Origin of the sequence: Schaalia odontolytica (genome assembly GCF_009730335.1) — a bacterium.
Lineage (GTDB): Bacteria > Actinomycetota > Actinomycetes > Actinomycetales > Actinomycetaceae > Pauljensenia > Pauljensenia dentiphila.
Map to the genome: position 1 here is coordinate 1,050,580 of NZ_CP046315.1, position 17,039 is coordinate 1,067,618.

The 17,039-nt window shown below is 62.5% G+C and carries 9 protein-coding genes and 3 rRNA genes; 11 read left to right on the plus strand and 1 reads right to left on the minus strand.

The features are described 5' to 3' along the window. The first annotated feature begins 13 nt into the window (after nt 1–13). The 9 genes from gatC to FOC40_RS10580 all read left to right on the plus strand — a co-directional run bounded on the left by gatC (nt 14) and on the right by FOC40_RS10580 (nt 12,384). Nucleotides 14–310, plus strand: coding sequence for an Asp-tRNA(Asn)/Glu-tRNA(Gln) amidotransferase subunit GatC (gene gatC / locus FOC40_RS04520; RefSeq protein ID WP_003789902.1), 297 nt, complete (start codon nt 14–16; stop codon nt 308–310). After that, nucleotides 310–1,815, plus strand: a complete 1,506-nt coding sequence (gene gatA, locus FOC40_RS04525; protein WP_003793727.1) for an Asp-tRNA(Asn)/Glu-tRNA(Gln) amidotransferase subunit GatA — start codon at nt 310–312, stop codon at nt 1,813–1,815. Before gatC ends, gatA begins: the two co-directional genes overlap by 1 nt. Then, nucleotides 1,815–3,311 carry an Asp-tRNA(Asn)/Glu-tRNA(Gln) amidotransferase subunit GatB gene (gene gatB / locus FOC40_RS04530; protein ID WP_003789895.1) on the plus strand — a complete coding sequence of 499 codons (1,497 nt, stop codon included), beginning with the start codon at nt 1,815–1,817 and terminating at the stop codon, nt 3,309–3,311. Before gatA ends, gatB begins: the two co-directional genes overlap by 1 nt. A gap of 278 nt (nt 3,312–3,589) precedes the next feature. Continuing rightward, a complete protein-coding gene (locus tag FOC40_RS04535) occupies nt 3,590–5,017 on the plus strand; it encodes an NAD-dependent malic enzyme (protein WP_003793725.1) in 1,428 nt (475 codons plus the stop codon). Nucleotides 5,018–5,435: 418 nt separating this feature from the next. Continuing rightward, nucleotides 5,436–6,975: ribosomal RNA gene (locus FOC40_RS04540) — 16S ribosomal RNA — on the plus strand. A gap of 326 nt (nt 6,976–7,301) precedes the next feature. Further along, a 23S ribosomal RNA gene (locus FOC40_RS04545) occupies nt 7,302–10,423 on the plus strand. Between the two features lie 124 nt (nt 10,424–10,547). Further along, nucleotides 10,548–10,665 (plus strand): 5S ribosomal RNA (gene rrf / locus FOC40_RS04550). Together the 16S, 23S and 5S rRNA genes form the textbook arrangement of a ribosomal RNA operon. A gap of 271 nt (nt 10,666–10,936) precedes the next feature. Next, complete coding sequence (locus FOC40_RS04555; protein ID WP_003796096.1) at nt 10,937–12,232, plus strand: threonine/serine ThrE exporter family protein; 1,296 nt, start codon at nt 10,937–10,939, stop codon at nt 12,230–12,232. After that, entirely contained in the window at nt 12,229–12,384 is a 156-nt protein-coding gene (locus FOC40_RS10580; protein ID WP_003796097.1) for a hypothetical protein, read from the plus strand. The genes FOC40_RS04555 and FOC40_RS10580 overlap by 4 nt, the downstream gene beginning before the upstream one ends. Before the next feature lie 448 nt (nt 12,385–12,832). On the opposite strand, the gene FOC40_RS04560 is transcribed toward FOC40_RS10580, so the two are convergent. Then, nucleotides 12,833–14,356, minus strand: coding sequence for an aspartate:alanine exchanger family transporter (locus tag FOC40_RS04560; RefSeq protein ID WP_231126074.1), 1,524 nt, complete (start codon nt 14,354–14,356; stop codon nt 12,833–12,835). Between the two features lie 403 nt (nt 14,357–14,759). On the opposite strand from FOC40_RS04560, the gene FOC40_RS04570 reads away from it, so the two are divergent. Beyond that, nucleotides 14,760–16,526, plus strand: coding sequence for an acetolactate synthase large subunit (locus FOC40_RS04570; RefSeq protein ID WP_003796105.1), 1,767 nt, complete (start codon nt 14,760–14,762; stop codon nt 16,524–16,526). Next, a complete protein-coding gene (gene ilvN, locus FOC40_RS04575; RefSeq protein ID WP_003792759.1) occupies nt 16,526–17,038 on the plus strand; it encodes an acetolactate synthase small subunit in 513 nt (170 codons plus the stop codon). Before FOC40_RS04570 ends, ilvN begins: the two co-directional genes overlap by 1 nt. The last annotated feature ends 1 nt before the right edge of the window (nt 17,039 follow it).

Below are 17,039 nucleotides of genomic sequence, written 5' to 3' on the forward strand. Positions count from 1 at the left end.
TAGGATGCCACACATGTCACGCATTAGTACTGACGAGGTCGCCCGCGTTGCGGGCCTGGCCCACATCGCATTGACCGACGAGGAAATCACGCGTTTCGCGGGTGAGCTCGACGCGATCGCCGACGCCGTCTCCAAGGTGTCCGAGGTCGCCACGCCCGAGGTTCCCGCCACGTCCCACCCGATTCCGCTGACCAACGTGTGGCGCGAAGACGAGATTGGGCAGACCGTGGACCGCGACGAGGTGCTCGCTCAGGCGCCCGCCGCCCAGGACGGCATGTTCCTGGTTCCGCAGATTCTGGGGGAGGACTGATGAACGAGCTGCTGAAGAAGAGCGCCCTCGAGCTGGCGGACATGCTGGCCGCCGGCCAGATCACCTCCGTCGAGCTGACCCAGGCGTGCCTGGACCGCATCGACGCGATCGAGGACCGCGTGAACGCATTCATTACCGTCGACCGTGAGGGCGCCCTGGCAACCGCGGCCGACGTGGACGCGCGCCGCGCGGCGGGGGAGACCCTGCACCGCCTGGCGGGCGTGCCGATCGCGGTGAAGGACAACGTGGTGACGCGCGGCCTGCGCACCACCTGCGCCTCGAAGATCCTGGGCGACTGGAAGCCTCCCTACGACGCGACCGTCACCGCCAAGATCAAGGAAGCCGGCCTGCCCATCGTCGGCAAGACCAACATGGACGAGTTCGCCATGGGTTCGTCCACCGAGCACTCCGCTTTCGGTGCGACCAAGAATCCGTGGGACACCGAGCGTATCCCCGGCGGCTCCGGTGGCGGCTCGGCCGCTGCTGTCGCTGCCTACATGGTTCCCCTGGCCCTCGGTTCCGACACGGGCGGATCGATCCGCCAGCCCGCGTTCGTGACCGGCACGGTCGGCGCCAAGCCCACCTACGGCGCGGTGTCGCGTTTCGGCCTGGTGGCCATGGCCTCGTCCCTGGACCAGATCGGCCCCGTCACCCGCACGGTCGCGGACGCGGCCGCCCTGACCGAGCTGATCGGCGGCTACGACCCCAACGATTCGACCTCCCTGAACGAGCCGGTCCCCGCGCTCACCGAGGCCGTCGAGTCCGTGGCCGCGCAGGGCTCCATGAAGGGCCTGAAGGTCGGCGTCGTCAAGGAGCTGAGCGGCGAGGGCTACCAGAAGGACGTCATCGACGCCTTCAACGCCACCGTCGAGAAGTTGCGCGAGGCCGGCGCTGAGATCGTCGAGGTCTCCTGCCCGCACCTGGAGTACTCGCTGGGCGCCTACTACCTGATCATGCCTGCCGAGGTCTCCTCGAACCTGGCCCGCTTCGACGGCATGCGCTACGGCATCCGCGTCGAGCCCACCGAGGGCCCCGTGACCGCCGAGCGCGTCATGGCCGCCACCCGCGAGGCAGGCTTCGGCGACGAGGTCAAGCGCCGCATCATCCTGGGCACGCACGTGCTCTCGGCCGGCTACTACGACGCCTACTACGGCAGCGCCCAGAAGGTGCGCACGCTCATCCAGCGCGACTTCGACGCGGTGTTCGAGCAGGTTGACGTCCTCGTGTCGCCCACGGCCCCCGAGACGGCCTTCAAGTTCGGCGAGAAGACTTCCGACCCGCTGGCCATGTACCTCTACGACGTCGCCACGATCCCCGCGAACCTGGCGGGCATCCCCGGGGTGAACGTGCCCAACGCGGTGTCGTCGGCGGGCCTGCCCATCGGCTTCCAGGTGCTGGCCCCCGCGCGCGGCGACCTGGTCATGTACAAGGTGGCGTCCCTGGTGGAGGCGCTCAGCGACGATGTTGCGGGTCAGTGCCCCGCAGCTAACTGGGAGGAAAAGTGATGACTGAGCTCATGGATTACGACGAGGCGGCGCGCCGCTTCGACCCGGTTCTCGGCATTGAGGTGCACGTCGAGCTGGGCACCAAGACCAAGATGTTCGACGCGGCCCCCAACGCGTTTGGCGGCGACCCGAACACCTTTGTGACCCCCGTGTCGCTGGGTCTGCCCGGCTCGCTGCCGGTCGTCAACCACAAGGCCGTCGAGTACGCGATCAAGATCGGCCTGGCGCTGAACTGCGAGATCGCTGAGTACTGCCGTTTCGCGCGTAAGAACTACTTCTACCCGGACCTGACGAAGGCCTTCCAGACCTCCCAGTCCGACGAGCCGATCGCTCACGACGGCTACGTGGACGTCGAGCTCGAGGACGGCACGATGTTCCGCGTGCAGATTGAGCGCGCGCACATGGAGGAGGACGCGGGCAAGAACACGCACATCGGTGGCGCGGACGGTCGTATCCAGGGCGCGGACTACTCGCTCGTGGACTACAACCGTGCGGGCGTGCCGCTCGTGGAGATCGTGACCCGCCCGATCGAGGGCGCCGGCGAGCGTGCGCCCGAGGTGGCCGCCGCCTACGTGCAGGCCCTGCGCGACATTTTCCGTGCCCTCGATGTGTCCGAGGCCCGTATGGAGCGCGGCAACGTGCGCGCCGACATCAACGTGTCGCTGCGCCCGACGCCCGACTCCCCGCTGGGTACGCGCACCGAGACGAAGAACGTGAACTCCTTCCGCGGAATCGCCTCGGCCGTGCGCTACGAGATGCAGCGCCAGGCTCAGATCCTGTCCGAGGGTGGCACGATCCTGCAGGAGACCCGTCACTACCACGAGGAGGACGGGTCGACGTCGTCCGGCCGTGAGAAGTCGGATTCCGAGGACTACCGCTACTTCCCCGAGCCCGACCTGGTTCCGATCCGCCCGGATCGTGAATGGGTGGAGGAGCTGCGCGCCTCGCTGCCCGAGCTGCCCGTCGCCAAGCGCCGCCGCCTGCGCACCGAGTGGGGCTACGCGGACATGGAGATGCGCGACGTCATCAACGCCGGTGCCCTTGAGCTCATCGAGGCCACGGTCGCTGCTGGCTGTGATCCCGCCTCCGCCCGCAAGTGGTGGATGGGTGAGATCTCGCGTCGCGCCAAGGAGCGCGAGGTTTCCCTCGACGAGGCCGGGGTCAGCCCCGCTCAGGTCGCTGAGCTGCAGGGTCTCATCGATTCGGGTCGTATCAACGATAAGCTGGCGCGCCAGGCCCTCGAGGGTGTCCTCGCGGGCGAAGGCGATCCGACGCAGGTCGTCGAGGCCCGAGGCCTCGAGGTTGTCTCCGACGACGGCGCCCTGACGGCGGCCGTCCAGGAGGCCCTGGACGCCAACCCCGACATCGTCGAGAAGATCAAGGGCGGCAAGGTCCAGGCGGCCGGCGCCCTCGTCGGCGCGGTCATGAAGGCCACCCGCGGGCAGGCTGACGCCGCCCGCGTGCGTGAGCTGATCATGGAAATGGTCGGTGCCTGAGGTTACTCCGCACGAGCCTCACGGGGGCCGGGATCGATGCGATCCCGGCCCCCGTCGGCGTTTCCGGACTGGGTGTCCCGGGTGTGTGCACGCTGCCCTGAAAGAGCGCCCCGGCCCCGTGCCTGCTCTCCCGAGGAGGTGCCCCGGCCTCGTCCCTGACCGTTTGCACGTGTCCACGTTGTGGCCTACCCCTTCCTGGGGGAGCGGAAAGTTACCTAGGATGAGCGCTTGAGGACAGCTGGGCCGACTCTGGCCGGGCGCCCAACGAAAGGACAGACATGCGCACATCGCCGTCGTACACCGCCTCCTACCGTATCGAGGTGGACGAGAAGACGACTTCCATCGCGTCCATTGTTGACGCAGTCTCTTCGACTGGAGCGGAGATCAAGGGCCTCGACGTGGCCGACTCCGACCGCGGGCGCATCATCATCGACCTGACGTGCGACATGCGCGATTCCGAGCACCGCCGCGAGGTCCGCGACGCCATCGGCGCGCTGCCCGGCGTGACCGCCGATTCGGTCTCCGACCAGACTTTCATGAGCCATATCGGCGGCAAGGTGGAGATCCACTCCAAGGTGCCGCTGCGTAACCGCGACGACCTCTCGCGCGCCTACACGCCCGGCGTGGCCCGCGTGTGCACCGCCATCCACGACATGCCCCAGAAGGCCCACCTGCTGACCATGAAGGCCAACACGGTCGCGGTCGTCTCCGACGGCACCGCCGTCCTCGGCTTGGGCGATATCGGCCCCGAGGCTGCCCTGCCCGTCATGGAAGGCAAGGCCGTCCTGTTCAAGGAGTTCGGCGGCGTCGACGCGTGGCCGGTCGTCCTGGACACCAAGGACACCGAAGAGATCATCTCGATCGTCAAGGCGATCGCCCCCGCATACGGCGGCATCAACCTGGAGGACATCTCGGCGCCCCGCTGCTTCGAGATCGAAGAGCGCCTGCGCGCCGAGCTCGACATCCCCGTCTTCCATGACGACCAGCACGGCACAGCGATCGTCGTTCTTTCGGCGCTCATCAACGCGCTGAAGATCGTAGGCAAGAAGATCGAAGACGTGCGTATCGTCGTCTCTGGCGTCGGCGCGGCCGGCAACGCGATCATCCGCCTGCTGCTCGCCCAGGGTGCGCGCGACATCATCGGCTGCGGCCGCGACGGTGCGCTCTCCGGCGACGACACCGAAGGCATGCACCCCTCCCGTAAGGCGCTGGCCGAAGCAACCAACCCGCGCCACGTTCACGGCTCCCTCAAGGAGGTCCTGAAGGGTGCCGACGTCTTCATCGGCGTCTCCTCCGGCAATATCCTCGATCCCTCCGACGTCGAGACCATGGCTGACGATGCCATCGTCTTCGCCCTCGCCAACCCCACGCCCGAGGTTGACCCGATCGGCGCCGGCAAGTACGCCGCCGTCGTCGCCACCGGCCGCAGCGACTACCCGAACCAGATCAACAACGTTCTGGCCTTCCCGGGTCTGTTCCGAGGTCTCCTGGATGCCAAGGTCAAGGAGATTACGACCGAGGTTCTGCGCGTCGCCTCTGTGGCTATCGCTTCCGTGATCTCCGAGGACGAGCTCTCGCCCTCCTACATCATCCCCGGCGCCTTCGACAAGCGAGTTGCCCCCGCCGTTTCCAAGGCCGTGCGTCGCGCCGTGCGCGACCTTCCGACCGTGGATATCCCCGTTCAGCCCGACATGGGTGTGAACTGAGAGTCATTTCGGCTGTGTGGCGGGCCTGATCGCGCTGGTGATGCGCGGACGGGCCCGCCTTTTCGTCGACTGTGCACGGCCATGCAAGCTGAATCGACCCGGACTTTTCGTTGTGTTTGGTGGGTTTGTGGGGTGTGTGGTGGGGGTCACGGTGTTTTGGTTTGACTTTGGGTGTGGGGGTGGGTAGATTATTCACCTGTCGCCGCGAGCTTGTTTGTGGGTTTGTGGTGGTGGTTCACTGCTCTGGTGGTTGGGTTTTTGGCTTGGTTTTCTGGGGTGTGTGGGTGTTGTTTGTGAACTCGATAGTGTGTTTGTTTGTTTTTTATGCCTGTTTTTTGTTTTTGAGTGTTTTTGGTTGGGATTGCTGGCTGGCTTTGTTTGGTTGGTTGGTTTTTCCGGGCTTTAACGTTTTTGTTTTTGTTCGGAGAGTTTGATCCTGGCTCAGGACGAACGCTGGCGGCGTGCTTAACACATGCAAGTCGAACGCTGAAGCCTAGCTTGCTGGGTGGATGAGTGGCGAACGGGTGAGTAACACGTGAGTAACCTGCCCCCTTCTTTGGGATAACGCCCGGAAACGGGTGCTAATACTGGATATTCACTGGTCTTCGCATGGGGGTTGGTGGAAAGGTTTGTTCTGGTGGGGGATGGGCTCGCGGCCTATCAGCTTGTTGGTGGGGTGATGGCCTACCAAGGCTTTGACGGGTAGCCGGCCTGAGAGGGTGACCGGTCACATTGGGACTGAGATACGGCCCAGACTCCTACGGGAGGCAGCAGTGGGGAATATTGCACAATGGGCGAAAGCCTGATGCAGCGACGCCGCGTGAGGGATGGAGGCCTTCGGGTTGTAAACCTCTTTCGCTCATGGTCAAGCCGCAACATTGGTTGTGGTGAGGGTAGTGGGTAAAGAAGCGCCGGCTAACTACGTGCCAGCAGCCGCGGTAATACGTAGGGCGCGAGCGTTGTCCGGAATTATTGGGCGTAAAGGGCTTGTAGGCGGTTGGTCGCGTCTGCCGTGAAATCCTCTGGCTTAACTGGGGGCGTGCGGTGGGTACGGGCTGACTTGAGTGCGGTAGGGGAGACTGGAACTCCTGGTGTAGCGGTGGAATGCGCAGATATCAGGAAGAACACCGGTGGCGAAGGCGGGTCTCTGGGCCGTTACTGACGCTGAGGAGCGAAAGCGTGGGGAGCGAACAGGATTAGATACCCTGGTAGTCCACGCTGTAAACGTTGGGCACTAGGTGTGGGGGCCACCCGTGGTTTCTGCGCCGTAGCTAACGCTTTAAGTGCCCCGCCTGGGGAGTACGGCCGCAAGGCTAAAACTCAAAGGAATTGACGGGGGCCCGCACAAGCGGCGGAGCATGCGGATTAATTCGATGCAACGCGAAGAACCTTACCAAGGCTTGACATGCACGGCGGCACTGCAGAGATGTGGTGGCATTTAGTTGGTCGTGTGCAGGTGGTGCATGGTTGTCGTCAGCTCGTGTCGTGAGATGTTGGGTTAAGTCCCGCAACGAGCGCAACCCTTGCCCTATGTTGCCAGCACGTGATGGTGGGGACTCGTGGGGGACTGCCGGGGTTAACTCGGAGGAAGGTGGGGATGACGTCAAATCATCATGCCCCTTATGTCTTGGGCTTCACGCATGCTACAATGGTTGGTACAGAGGGTTGCGAAATCGTGAGGTGGAGCGAATCCCTTAAAGCCAGTCTCAGTTCGGATTGGGGTCTGCAACTCGACCCCATGAAGGTGGAGTCGCTAGTAATCGCAGATCAGCAACGCTGCGGTGAATACGTTCTCGGGCCTTGTACACACCGCCCGTCACGTCACGAAAGTTGGTAACACCCGAAGCCCATGGCCTAACCGCTTTGTGCGGGGGGAGTGGTCGAAGGTGGGATTGGCGATTGGGACGAAGTCGTAACAAGGTAGCCGTACCGGAAGGTGCGGCTGGATCACCTCCTTTCTAGGGAGCCCATTTTGTGGGGAACAATGCAGCATGGTGGCCTTGTGGTTGGTGTGTTGTGTTGTTTTCTTGTGCCTGCATGTGTATGCCACCTGATGTGGGTGGTGGGTGTGGGTGCGTGATTGTGGGTTGGGCATAAAAGTTTTATGGCATTCGAGCACACTGTCGGGTTCACGTTCAACACCGTGTGAGCGTCCGCCACTTGTTGTGGTGGTTGCCTGCGCAGCCGGCCAGCCTGTTGGTGTTGGTGTGGGTGTGTGTGGTGGGTTGTTTGTGATTTGTATAGTGGTTGCGAGCATATTTGTTCTGTACTGTTTTTTGTGTTTTGTTTAGTTTTATTGGGCATTCGGTGGATGCCTTGGCATCAAGAGCTGATGAAGGACGTTGCGGCCTGCGATATGCCTCGGGGAGCTGGCGAGCGAGCGTTATTATCCGAGGGTGTCCGAATGGGGGAACCTAACCTGGGTTGTGCTGGGTTACCATCATCTGAACGTGTATAGGGTGGTGGGGGAACGCGGGGAAGTGAAACATCTCAGTACCCGCAGGAAAAGATATTCCGTGAGTAGTGGCGAGCGAAAGCGGAGGAGGCTAAACCAGATGCGTGCCAGAGGCGGCGGCCGTTGCGTGTTTGGTGTTGTGGGGCCATATTGGATCTTTCTGCCGGGGGATCGCATCACTTGTTGTTGGGAGTTGAACAGTCTGGGAAGTCTGACCGTAGAGCGTGATAGTCGTGTAAACGGACCGGTGGCGTGTGGTGTGGGTGTGGTACCCGAGTAGCGCGGGACTCGTGAAATCTCGTGTGAATCTGCCAAGACCACTTGGTAAGCCTAAATACTACTTGATGACCGATAGTGCATAGTACCGTGAGGGAATGGTGAAAAGTACCCCGGGAGGGGAGTGAAATAGTACCTGAAACCGGGTGCCTGTAAGCCGTCAGAGCCTTGAGGGGTGATGGCGTGCCTTTTGAAGAATGAGCCTGCGAGTTAGTGATACGTGGCGTGCTTAACCCGTGTGGGGTATGCGTAGCGAAAGCGAGTCTGAAATATGGCGTGTGTCGCGTGTTCTAGACCCGAAGCGGGGTGATCTACCCATGGTCAGGTTGAAGCAGAGGTAAGACTGTGTGGAGGACCGAACCCACCAGGGTTGAAAACCTGGGGGATGAACTGTGGGTAGGGGTGAAAGGCCAATCAAACTCCGTGATAGCTGGTTCTCCCCGAAATGCATTTAGGTGCAGCGTCGCGTGGTCCCTGGTGGAGGTAGAGCTACTGGATGGCCGATGGGCCCTGTGGGTTACTGACGTCAGCCAAACTCCGAATGCCATTAGGTGTAGCGCGGCAGTGAGACTGCGGGGGATAAGCTTCGTAGTCGAGAGGGAAACAGCCCAGATCATCAGCTAAGGCCCCTAAGCGTATGCTAAGTGGGAAAGGATGTGGAGTCGCGGTGACAACCAGGAGGTTGGCTTAGAAGCAGCCATCCTTGAAAGAGTGCGTAATAGCTCACTGGTCAAGTGGTTCTGCGCCGACAATGTAGCGGGGCTCAAGCGTACCGCCGAAGCTGTGGCAACAACACGCATGGCTGGCACCAGGAACTGGTTGTCGGTGTGTTGTTGGGTAGGGGAGCGTCCTGCACGAGGTGAAGCCTGGAGGGAACTTCTGGTGGATTGTGTGGGAGTGAGAATGCAGGCATGAGTAACGAATCTGCGGTGAGAATCCGCAGCGCCGATTGACTAAGGGTTCCAGGGCTAGGTTTATCCGCCCTGGGTTAGTCGGGTCCTAAGGCGAGGCCGACAGGCGTAGTCGATGGACAACCAGTTGATATTCTGGTACCGCGTTATGACCGCCCATGCTGAAGTCGTTGTGCTAACCAATTTGCTCACGCCGCCACATGACCTTCGGGTCGCGTGGTGTGTGTGGGTCTTGGGGCCCCGGTGATTGTAGGCAAGCGTGTTAACAGGGGTGACGCAGACAGGTAGCTGCAGTGCGCCGATGGTTGTGCGTATTTAAGGTTGTGGCCCGCCTCCCAGGCAAATCCGGGGGCATGTGGGTGAGAACTGATGAGGGACACACGCGTGTGTGGACTTGTGGTGATCCTAAGCTGCCGAGAAAAGCCTCGACGTGAGGGCATGACGCGCCCGTACCCTAAACCGACTCAGGTGGTCAGGTAGAGTATACCGAGGCGTTCGAGTGAATCGTGGTTAAGGAACTCGGCAAAATTCCTCCGTAACTTCGGGATAAGGAGGACCCCGTGACTTCCCTCCGTCTTGCGTGGTGGTGGGGTTGTGGGGTCGCAGAGAATAGGGAGAAGCGACTGTTTATCAAAAACACAGGTGCGTGCGAAGCCGTAAGGCGATGTATACGCACTGACGCCTGCCCGGTGCTGGAAGGTTAAGAGGAACTGTCAACACCCCCCTTGGGGTGTGAAGCGGTGAATTTAAGCCCCAGTAAACGGCGGTGGTAACTATAACCATCCTAAGGTAGCGAAATTCCTTGTCGGGTAAGTTCCGACCTGCACGAATGGCGTAACGACTTCTCCGCTGTCTCAACCGCGAACTCGGTGAAATTGCAGTACGAGTAAAGATGCTCGTTTCGCGCAGAAGGACGGAAAGACCCCGGGACCTTTACTATAGCTTGGTATTGGTGTTCGCTTGGACTTGTGTAGGATAGGTGGGAGACTGTGAAGCTGCCGCGCCAGCGGTGGTGGAGTCGTCGTTGAAATACCATTCTGGTTCAAGCGGTCACCTCAACCTTGGCCCGTGATCCGGGTTGGGGACAGTGCCTGGTGGGTAGTTTAACTGGGGCGGTTGCCTCCTAAAATGTAACGGAGGCGCTCAAAGGTTCCCTCAGCCTGGTTGGTAATCAGGTGGCGAGTGCAAGTGTACAAGGGAGCTTGACTGTGAGACCGACGGGTCGAGCAGGTGCGAAAGCAGGAACTAGTGATCCGGCCATGGCACGTGGGTGCGTGGTCGCTCAACGGATAAAAGGTACCCCGGGGATAACAGGCTGATCTTGCCCAAGAGTCCATATCGACGGCATGGTTTGGCACCTCGATGTCGGCTCGTCGCATCCTGGGGCTGGAGTTGGTCCAAGGGTTGGGCTGTTCGCCCATTAAAGCGGTACGCGAGCTGGGTTCAGAACGTCGTGAGACAGTTCGGTCCCTATCCTCTGTGCGCGCAGGAAATTTGAGAAGGGCCGTCCCTAGTACGAGAGGACCGGGATGGACGAACCTCTGGTGTGCCAGTTGTACCGCCAGGTGCATGGCTGGTTGGCTACGTTCGGAAGGGATAACCGCTGAAAGCATCTAAGCGGGAAGCCTGCTTCAAGATGAGATTTCCACGCCCCCCCCGTGGGGTGAGAGGCCCCCGCCAGACTAGCGGGTTGATAGGCCAGAGGTGGAAGCACAGCAATGTGCTCGCGAGCCGACTGGTACTAATGGGCCAACACTAAACAACAACCCAACACACCGTTCGGGTGAACAAGAAACACCAGCACAACAGCCGCAACCACTATACAAACCACGATCAACCCACACCCCCCGCCACAACACCAGGGGGGAGCGTGTTGAACACCAACACTTGTGGTGGTCATAGCACCGGGGAAACGCCCAGCACCCATTCCGAACCTGGAAGCTAAGCCCGGCAGCGCCAATGGTACTGCAACCGACAGGTTGTGGGAGAGTAGGACACCGCCACAACACACCAACGGAAGCGGCCGGAGACATAAAGTCTCCGGCCGCTTCTTCGTCGCCCCCGTCCCGACACCCCCTCCGCCCGTCGCGATTTCTGCGCGCCTGGGACTGGCGGTCAGTATCGTGTCATGTGTCCACCACATGAAAAATCGCACGTCTCGGACCAACGTCGCCCGCATATCGCTGTATCGCGTGCGATGCTATACCCATGGTCACTTCTTCACATCCGCACGGGCCTCACCACCACGGTGGCAAAGATGAGGTTCTTGCTCAACGCATGGCGGCGCACGATCGCCTTGCCCATCAATCCCAGGTAGTTCTCCGACTCGGCCAGATGCTTCTCTCGTTTGGTGCGAGCGCGTACCGCGTGAAAAAGTCGATGGCAGACCTCGCGCGCGCTGTCGGAATTTCTGAGCACCGAGCACAGGTCACCTACACGGAGATCATCGCCACCGCCTACGCGAACGGTACATTCCGCACGGAGCTCGCTGAGCAGCGCCTCATGGGCGTGAACGCAGACAAGATCGACCGCATCAACAACTACGTGGCCTCTCTGAACGGCAAGTCCGTGCGTGTCGAGGACGTATCGGATGAACTCGACAAGATCGCGAAGGTTCCCGGCCTCTACGACTGGTTTTCCAACGCTCTTGCCTCAGGCCTCGCCTGTGCGGCGTTCGCATTCCTCAACGGTGGGGGATGGGTCGAATGCTCTGCCGTCGCCGTCGCCTCGTTCTTCGGACAGGCATTGCGTCGCCAGATGCTGATCCGCCACATGAACCACTTCGGCGTGTGGATGGCCTGTGGCGCTCTCGCCGCGATGATCTATATTTTGTTGGTCGCACCGGCTCAGCATTTCCTCGGCATCGAGTCGACGCACCAGGCAGGCTTCATCTCCGCGCTGCTCTTTTTGGTCCCTGGCTTCCCGCTCGTGACTGGCCTGATCGATTTGGTGCGACAAGACTTCCAAGGTGGCGTCGGGCGCCTCGTCTACGTCACGATGCTCGTCATGTCAGCGGGTGTGGATGTCTGGGCGATCTCGGCTGTCTTCGGCTGGTCTGTGACCCCCGAGTACGGCGTATCGCTCGTTCCTTGGCTGCACTACCTTCTGCGCTTCCTCGCTAGCTTTGTTGCCGCGTACGGGTTCGCAATGCTCTTCAACTCGCCGCAACGCGTGTGTGCGACGGCCGCCCTTATCGGTGCCGTGATCAACACCGCTCGTATCGCTCTGCACCTGGAACTCGGCGTTCCCGCTCCGGCTGCCGTTGGCCTTGCCGCGCTCGCAGCTGGCCTTCTCGCCGTCTTCGTGGCCCGCAGGACGCGTTTCTCGCGCGTGACCCTGTCCGTGCCCGCTGTCGTCATCATGATCCCGGGCGTGCCGCTCTACCGTGCGCTCACCTATCTGAATAACCAGCAGATCGACGATGCCCTCTCAGCTCTCTTCACAGTCATGTTCACGATCGTGGCGATCGGCATGGGCCTTGCGCTCTCCCGTATGCTGACGGATAAGAACTGGCTCGTCGAAAAGGAAGAACGAGTCCCGAACCTGTGGGAGTACGAGGAGGAGAACGCATGAACTTCGAAATCGAGGCGGGCCTGAAGCCGCCGTCATTCGAGGTCGAGTACGAGATCGACCGCGACGAGATCCGCGCCGTCGGACGCAACATCGCCATTGTGTGCGTGGCGGCAGTGACTGCTCGAGTGCTCGTCGCGCTGATTTCGCGTTGACGCTCATTCATTGACGAGGCCGTGGCCGGGAAACCGGTCGCGGCCTCGTTGCATGTCCGTGCCCCGCCAGGTTTACGGCTGTAGTGCGAGCAGCGGCCCCCGGCCGGGCTGCTTTGTGTGCCCGTGGGCGGCGGCCCGCCCGCGAGCCGTCCGCGCCGCGAGCCTAGAGGCTCGGCGCGTCGTCTCGAAGCCCGGCCAGGCCCCGCCACCGCCCACGGGCACCGCAGCCAGGCCTAGCAGGCCACGTGTTGGCTTTTGGTTACCTGACCCCGGCGTCGCCCACGGGCACCGCAGGCGGATGCTGCAAGCCTCATAGTGCCTCTGGTAGGGGCGGCGCTGTAGTGCTCGTGACGCGCTCAGGAGATGGCGAGAGGGCATACGAATGGGGCCGACCCGAAAGGGCCGGCCCCATTGTGTCGCGGGTGTGAGCCCGCGGGAGAAACTACCGCTACATGCCGCCCAGGATCTGTGCGACGACGATCTTTCCAACCATCGCGACCGGGTAGACGAGTGCGTAGCCGAGCGCCACGCGAGGATCGGCGTTGGTGCGGCCGTTCGCGAAGGCGAGGACGGCGGGCTGCGTCTGAGCGCCACCGAGCAGGCCGGCGAGCTTCGTGCCGCCCATCTTGAACACCCAACGCATCGTGCAGTACAGGCCGACCGCCATAATCGACGTCATGATAAAGCCGAGGGCGAAGATACGGATCCAGTCGCCCGACGTGAAGGCCTCGAGGATCTGGCCTCCCGCCTTGGCACCCGCCTGTGCGAGGAAGATGAGCAGGCCGAGCTCGGCCATCACCTGGCAGGTGGTGAAGGGCAGAGCCGTCGCGATGGGGCCGATGCGGCCGACGCGGCCAAAGATAAGTCCCACGATGAGTGTTCCGGCGGCAGAACCGATTGAGAAATACTCGCCGGAGGGGGTCAGGATCGGCAGCTCGCCGATCGCAATACCCAGCGCCATGCCGATGCCCAGGGCGATCGGGTTGAGATCCGTGAGACCATGACTCGAGTCACCGAAGAACTTCGTAATCTCGGCCATCTTGGACGTGGGAGCGACGACGCGCACACGGTCACCCTGCTGGAGGACGAGGCCCGGCTCAGCGACCATGTCGACGTCGCCGCGGCGCACGCGCGAGATCGTCGCGGAGAACTCCTTGGCGAGGCCGAGCGAGGCGACCGTGCGTCCGGCGACCTTCGGGTTGGAGATCGTCATGCGGCGGAAGTCCAGGTAGGAGCGGTCTTGCATGAGGGAGTGAGAGGACGCGTGGCCGAGCTCCGTTGCCGCACGAGCGACGAGCTCGCGGGGACCGACGACCGTCACGAGGTCACCAGGATCCAGGGTGTCGGACATTTGGGGACGGGTGATCGGGCCGGTCTCGCCGCGGCGCAGACGGGAGAAGGAGACCTTCTCACCGAGCTTCTCGTAGATGTCGCCGACGAAGGGATGGTCGTCGCGCTCGACACGGATCGTGCGGTTCGACAGGGGAGAGGGGGCGTCCTTATCGTTACGGCCGTAGTGCAGTGCGGCCATCGAAGCGGCAAGCATGCCGATGACGCCGAAGAGGTAGGCGATCGAGTAGCCGACCGTCGCACGTGCAGGATCGCCGGAGGCCTCGCCGGCAGCGGCCAGAGCGGGTGTGTTCGTCACCGAGCCCGCAAAGGTACCGGCGATGAGCGGAACGTCCATACCCATGGCCTTACCGAGGTAGAGGCCGACGGTGGCGGTGATGCCGTAGAGGGCAACCATCGACAGAATCGGGCCGACGGCGGTCTTCAGGTTGTGGAAGAACGACGCACCCGAGTTGATGCCGATCGCGAACGTGAAGAGCGTCAGGCCGAGAGTGCCCAGCTGGGGGGTGACTCGCAGCTCGATGTCGTAGGACTGCGCCCACGCAGCCAACGCGATGGCAAAGAACAGAACGGCGGCGGCGCCGAGGCTAATGCCCCTGATTTTCACATGGCCGAACGCCATGCCTATACCGATGAGAAGGAAGAGGAACAGAACTGGCTGTTCGCTCAGAATCTCGAACACCTGATGCACGATGAAGTCTCCGTGTTGTGGATTGTGATATGAGGTATGAGTCAATTTAACCAGTAAAGCGTGCTGTGTATCTCAGTCCTTTGGCCTAGATGGCGATGAGAGCCGGAAGTTCCGCACAATGAGATGAAGAAGAGAGCAGCGCTCGGGAGAGATACGGTAAAGGCATGCTCAACGTTCGCGGAATTGGAATCCTCGCCCTGGTCATCGTACCCGGGCGTGCGATGCCTGCCGTGTAACGTGAGGATGGATCGCACGCCGAATTCCCCGCATCCGCGCGACTGCCGGATCTGACGGGGTTTTTTCTTTGAGACGGTCCCAACGATTGAGAGGACGAATGGTGAGCGACACCGCCAACACCACCCGCATGACCGGAGCCGAGGCTATCGTGGCCAGCCTCGAGGCCCTGGGCGTTACCGACGTGTTCGGTATGCCCGGTGGCGCAATTCTGCCGACCTACGACCCGCTGCTGGCGTCGACATCCATCCGCCACATTCTTGTCCGTCACGAGCAGGGCGCGGGCCACGCCGCCGAAGGCTACGCTCTGGCCACCGGTAAGGTCGGCTGCGCGATCGTGACGTCTGGCCCCGGCGCTACCAACGTGCTGACGGCCCTGGGCGACGCCTGCATGGACTCGGTCCCGATCGTCGTGATCTCGGGACAGGTCGGCGCATCCCTGATCGGCAGCGACGCCTTCCAGGAAGCCGACATCGTGGGCGCGTCGATGCCCATCACCAAGCACTCCTTCCTCGTCACGGATCCCGCGGAGATCCCCGCGCGCCTGGCCGAGGCCTTCCACCTCGCGGGCACCGGCCGCCCCGGTCCGGTCCTCGTGGACATCACCAAGTCCGCGCAGGTCGCGGAGATGGACTTCTCCTGGCCTCCCGCCATCGACCTGCCCGGCTACCGCGTCGCGGACAAGCCGAACATGAAGCAGGTGCGCGCGGCTGCACGCGCGATCGCCGACGCCCAGGCCCCCGTGCTCTACGTGGGCGGCGGCATCGTGCGCTCCGGCTCCACCGACGCCCTCGCCGACCTCGTCGACGTCACGAACGCCCCCGTCGTCACCACGCTGACCGCCCGCGGAGCGTTCCCCGACTCTGATCGCCACAACCTCGGCATGCCCGGCATGCACGGCACCGTGGCGGCCGTCGGCGCCCTCCAGCGCGCCGACCTGATCGTGGCCCTCGGCGCCCGCTTCGACGACCGTGTGACGGGCCGCCTCGACTCCTTCGCGCCCCGCGCCACCGTCGTGCACATTGACATCGACGCCGCGGAGATCTCCAAGAACCGCCACGCCGACATCCCGATCGTCGCCGACCTGGCGACTGCCCTGCCGATCCTCACCGAGGAAATCGCCCACGCCTCGTCGGACAACAAGGCGGACATCTCCGGATGGTGGCGCTACCTCGACCGCCTGCGTACCAAGTACCCGATCGGATGGGCCGAGCCCGAAGACGGTATGATGGCACCCCAGGAAGTCATCAAGAAGCTCTCCGACAAGGTCGGCCCCGAGGCGATCTACGTGACGGGCGTGGGCCAGCACCAGATGTGGTCCGCCCAGTTCATCACGCTGGACAACCCGCGCAGCTTCATCTCCTCGTCCGGCTCCGGCACCATGGGCTACTGCATTCCCGCAGCTATGGGCGCCCAGGTCGCGGCCCCCGACAAGGTCGTGTGGGCGATTGACGGCGACGGTTCCTTCCAGATGACCAACCAGGAACTGGCCACCTGCACGATCAACAACATCCCGATCAAGGTTGCCCTCATCAACAACTCGGTGCTGGGCATGGTCCGCCAGTGGCAGTCCCTGTTCTTCGGCAAGCGCTACTCGAACACGACGCTCAACCCCGTCGAGGGCGAGCAGATCCCCAACTTCGAGATGCTCGCGCAGGCCTACGGTATGGCCGCGCGCACCGTTCGCTCCATCGACGAGGTCGACGAGGCCATCGAATGGGCCATGTCGATCAACGATCGCCCCGTTCTCATTGACTTCCGCGTCTCCAAGGACTCGATGGTCTGGCCGATGGTCGCCGCGGGCGTGTCCAACGATGAGATTCGTTACGCCAAGGGCATGGCGCCCGACTGGGAGGTGGAAGACTGATGACGAATCGTCACACTCTGGCCGTGTTGGTCGAAAACAAGCCCGGCGTGCTCACTCGCGTCGCCGCGCTTTTCGCCCGCCGTGCCTTTAATATCAAGTCGCTGACCGTGGGAGAGACCGAACACCCGGAGATCTCCCGCATGACCATCATCGTGGACGCAGACTCCGCGCCCATTGAGCAGGTGGTTAAGCAGCTCAACAAGCTCATCAACGTCCTCAAGGTCGTTGAGCTTGAACCCGAAGACTCCGTCGAACGGCGTCTGCTCATGATGAAGGTCCAGGCTGACGAGACCCGTCGCACCTCGGTCCTGCAGATCGTGGACCTGTTCCGCGCACACGTCGTCGACGTGCAACCCGAGTCGGTCGTTATCGAATCGATCGGCTCCCTATCCAAGCTGGAGGCGCTGCTGCGGGCCCTGGAGCCCTACGGTGTCACCGAACTCGTCCAGTCGGGCGCCGTGGCTATCGGCCGCGGGTCGCGCTCGATCACGGATCAACTGAAGGAGAAATGAA

What these genes read in the sequence shown, in the direction of transcription:
- ilvN (WP_003792759.1), top strand. Translation starts at nt 16,526, where the DNA reads ATGACGAATCGTCACACTCTGGCCGTGTTGGTCGAAAACAAGCCCGGC.
- FOC40_RS04570 (WP_003796105.1), top strand. Translation starts at nt 14,760, where the DNA reads ATGGTGAGCGACACCGCCAACACCACCCGCATGACCGGAGCCGAGGCT.
- FOC40_RS04535 (WP_003793725.1), top strand. Translation starts at nt 3,590, where the DNA reads ATGCGCACATCGCCGTCGTACACCGCCTCCTACCGTATCGAGGTGGAC.
- gatA (WP_003793727.1), top strand. Translation starts at nt 310, where the DNA reads ATGAACGAGCTGCTGAAGAAGAGCGCCCTCGAGCTGGCGGACATGCTG.
- FOC40_RS04555 (WP_003796096.1), top strand. Translation starts at nt 10,937, where the DNA reads ATGGCGGCGCACGATCGCCTTGCCCATCAATCCCAGGTAGTTCTCCGA.
- gatC (WP_003789902.1), top strand. Translation starts at nt 14, where the DNA reads ATGTCACGCATTAGTACTGACGAGGTCGCCCGCGTTGCGGGCCTGGCC.
- FOC40_RS04560 (WP_231126074.1), bottom strand. Translation starts at nt 14,356, where the DNA reads ATGGCGTTCGGCCATGTGAAAATCAGGGGCATTAGCCTCGGCGCCGCC.
- gatB (WP_003789895.1), top strand. Translation starts at nt 1,815, where the DNA reads ATGACTGAGCTCATGGATTACGACGAGGCGGCGCGCCGCTTCGACCCG.
- FOC40_RS10580 (WP_003796097.1), top strand. Translation starts at nt 12,229, where the DNA reads ATGAACTTCGAAATCGAGGCGGGCCTGAAGCCGCCGTCATTCGAGGTC.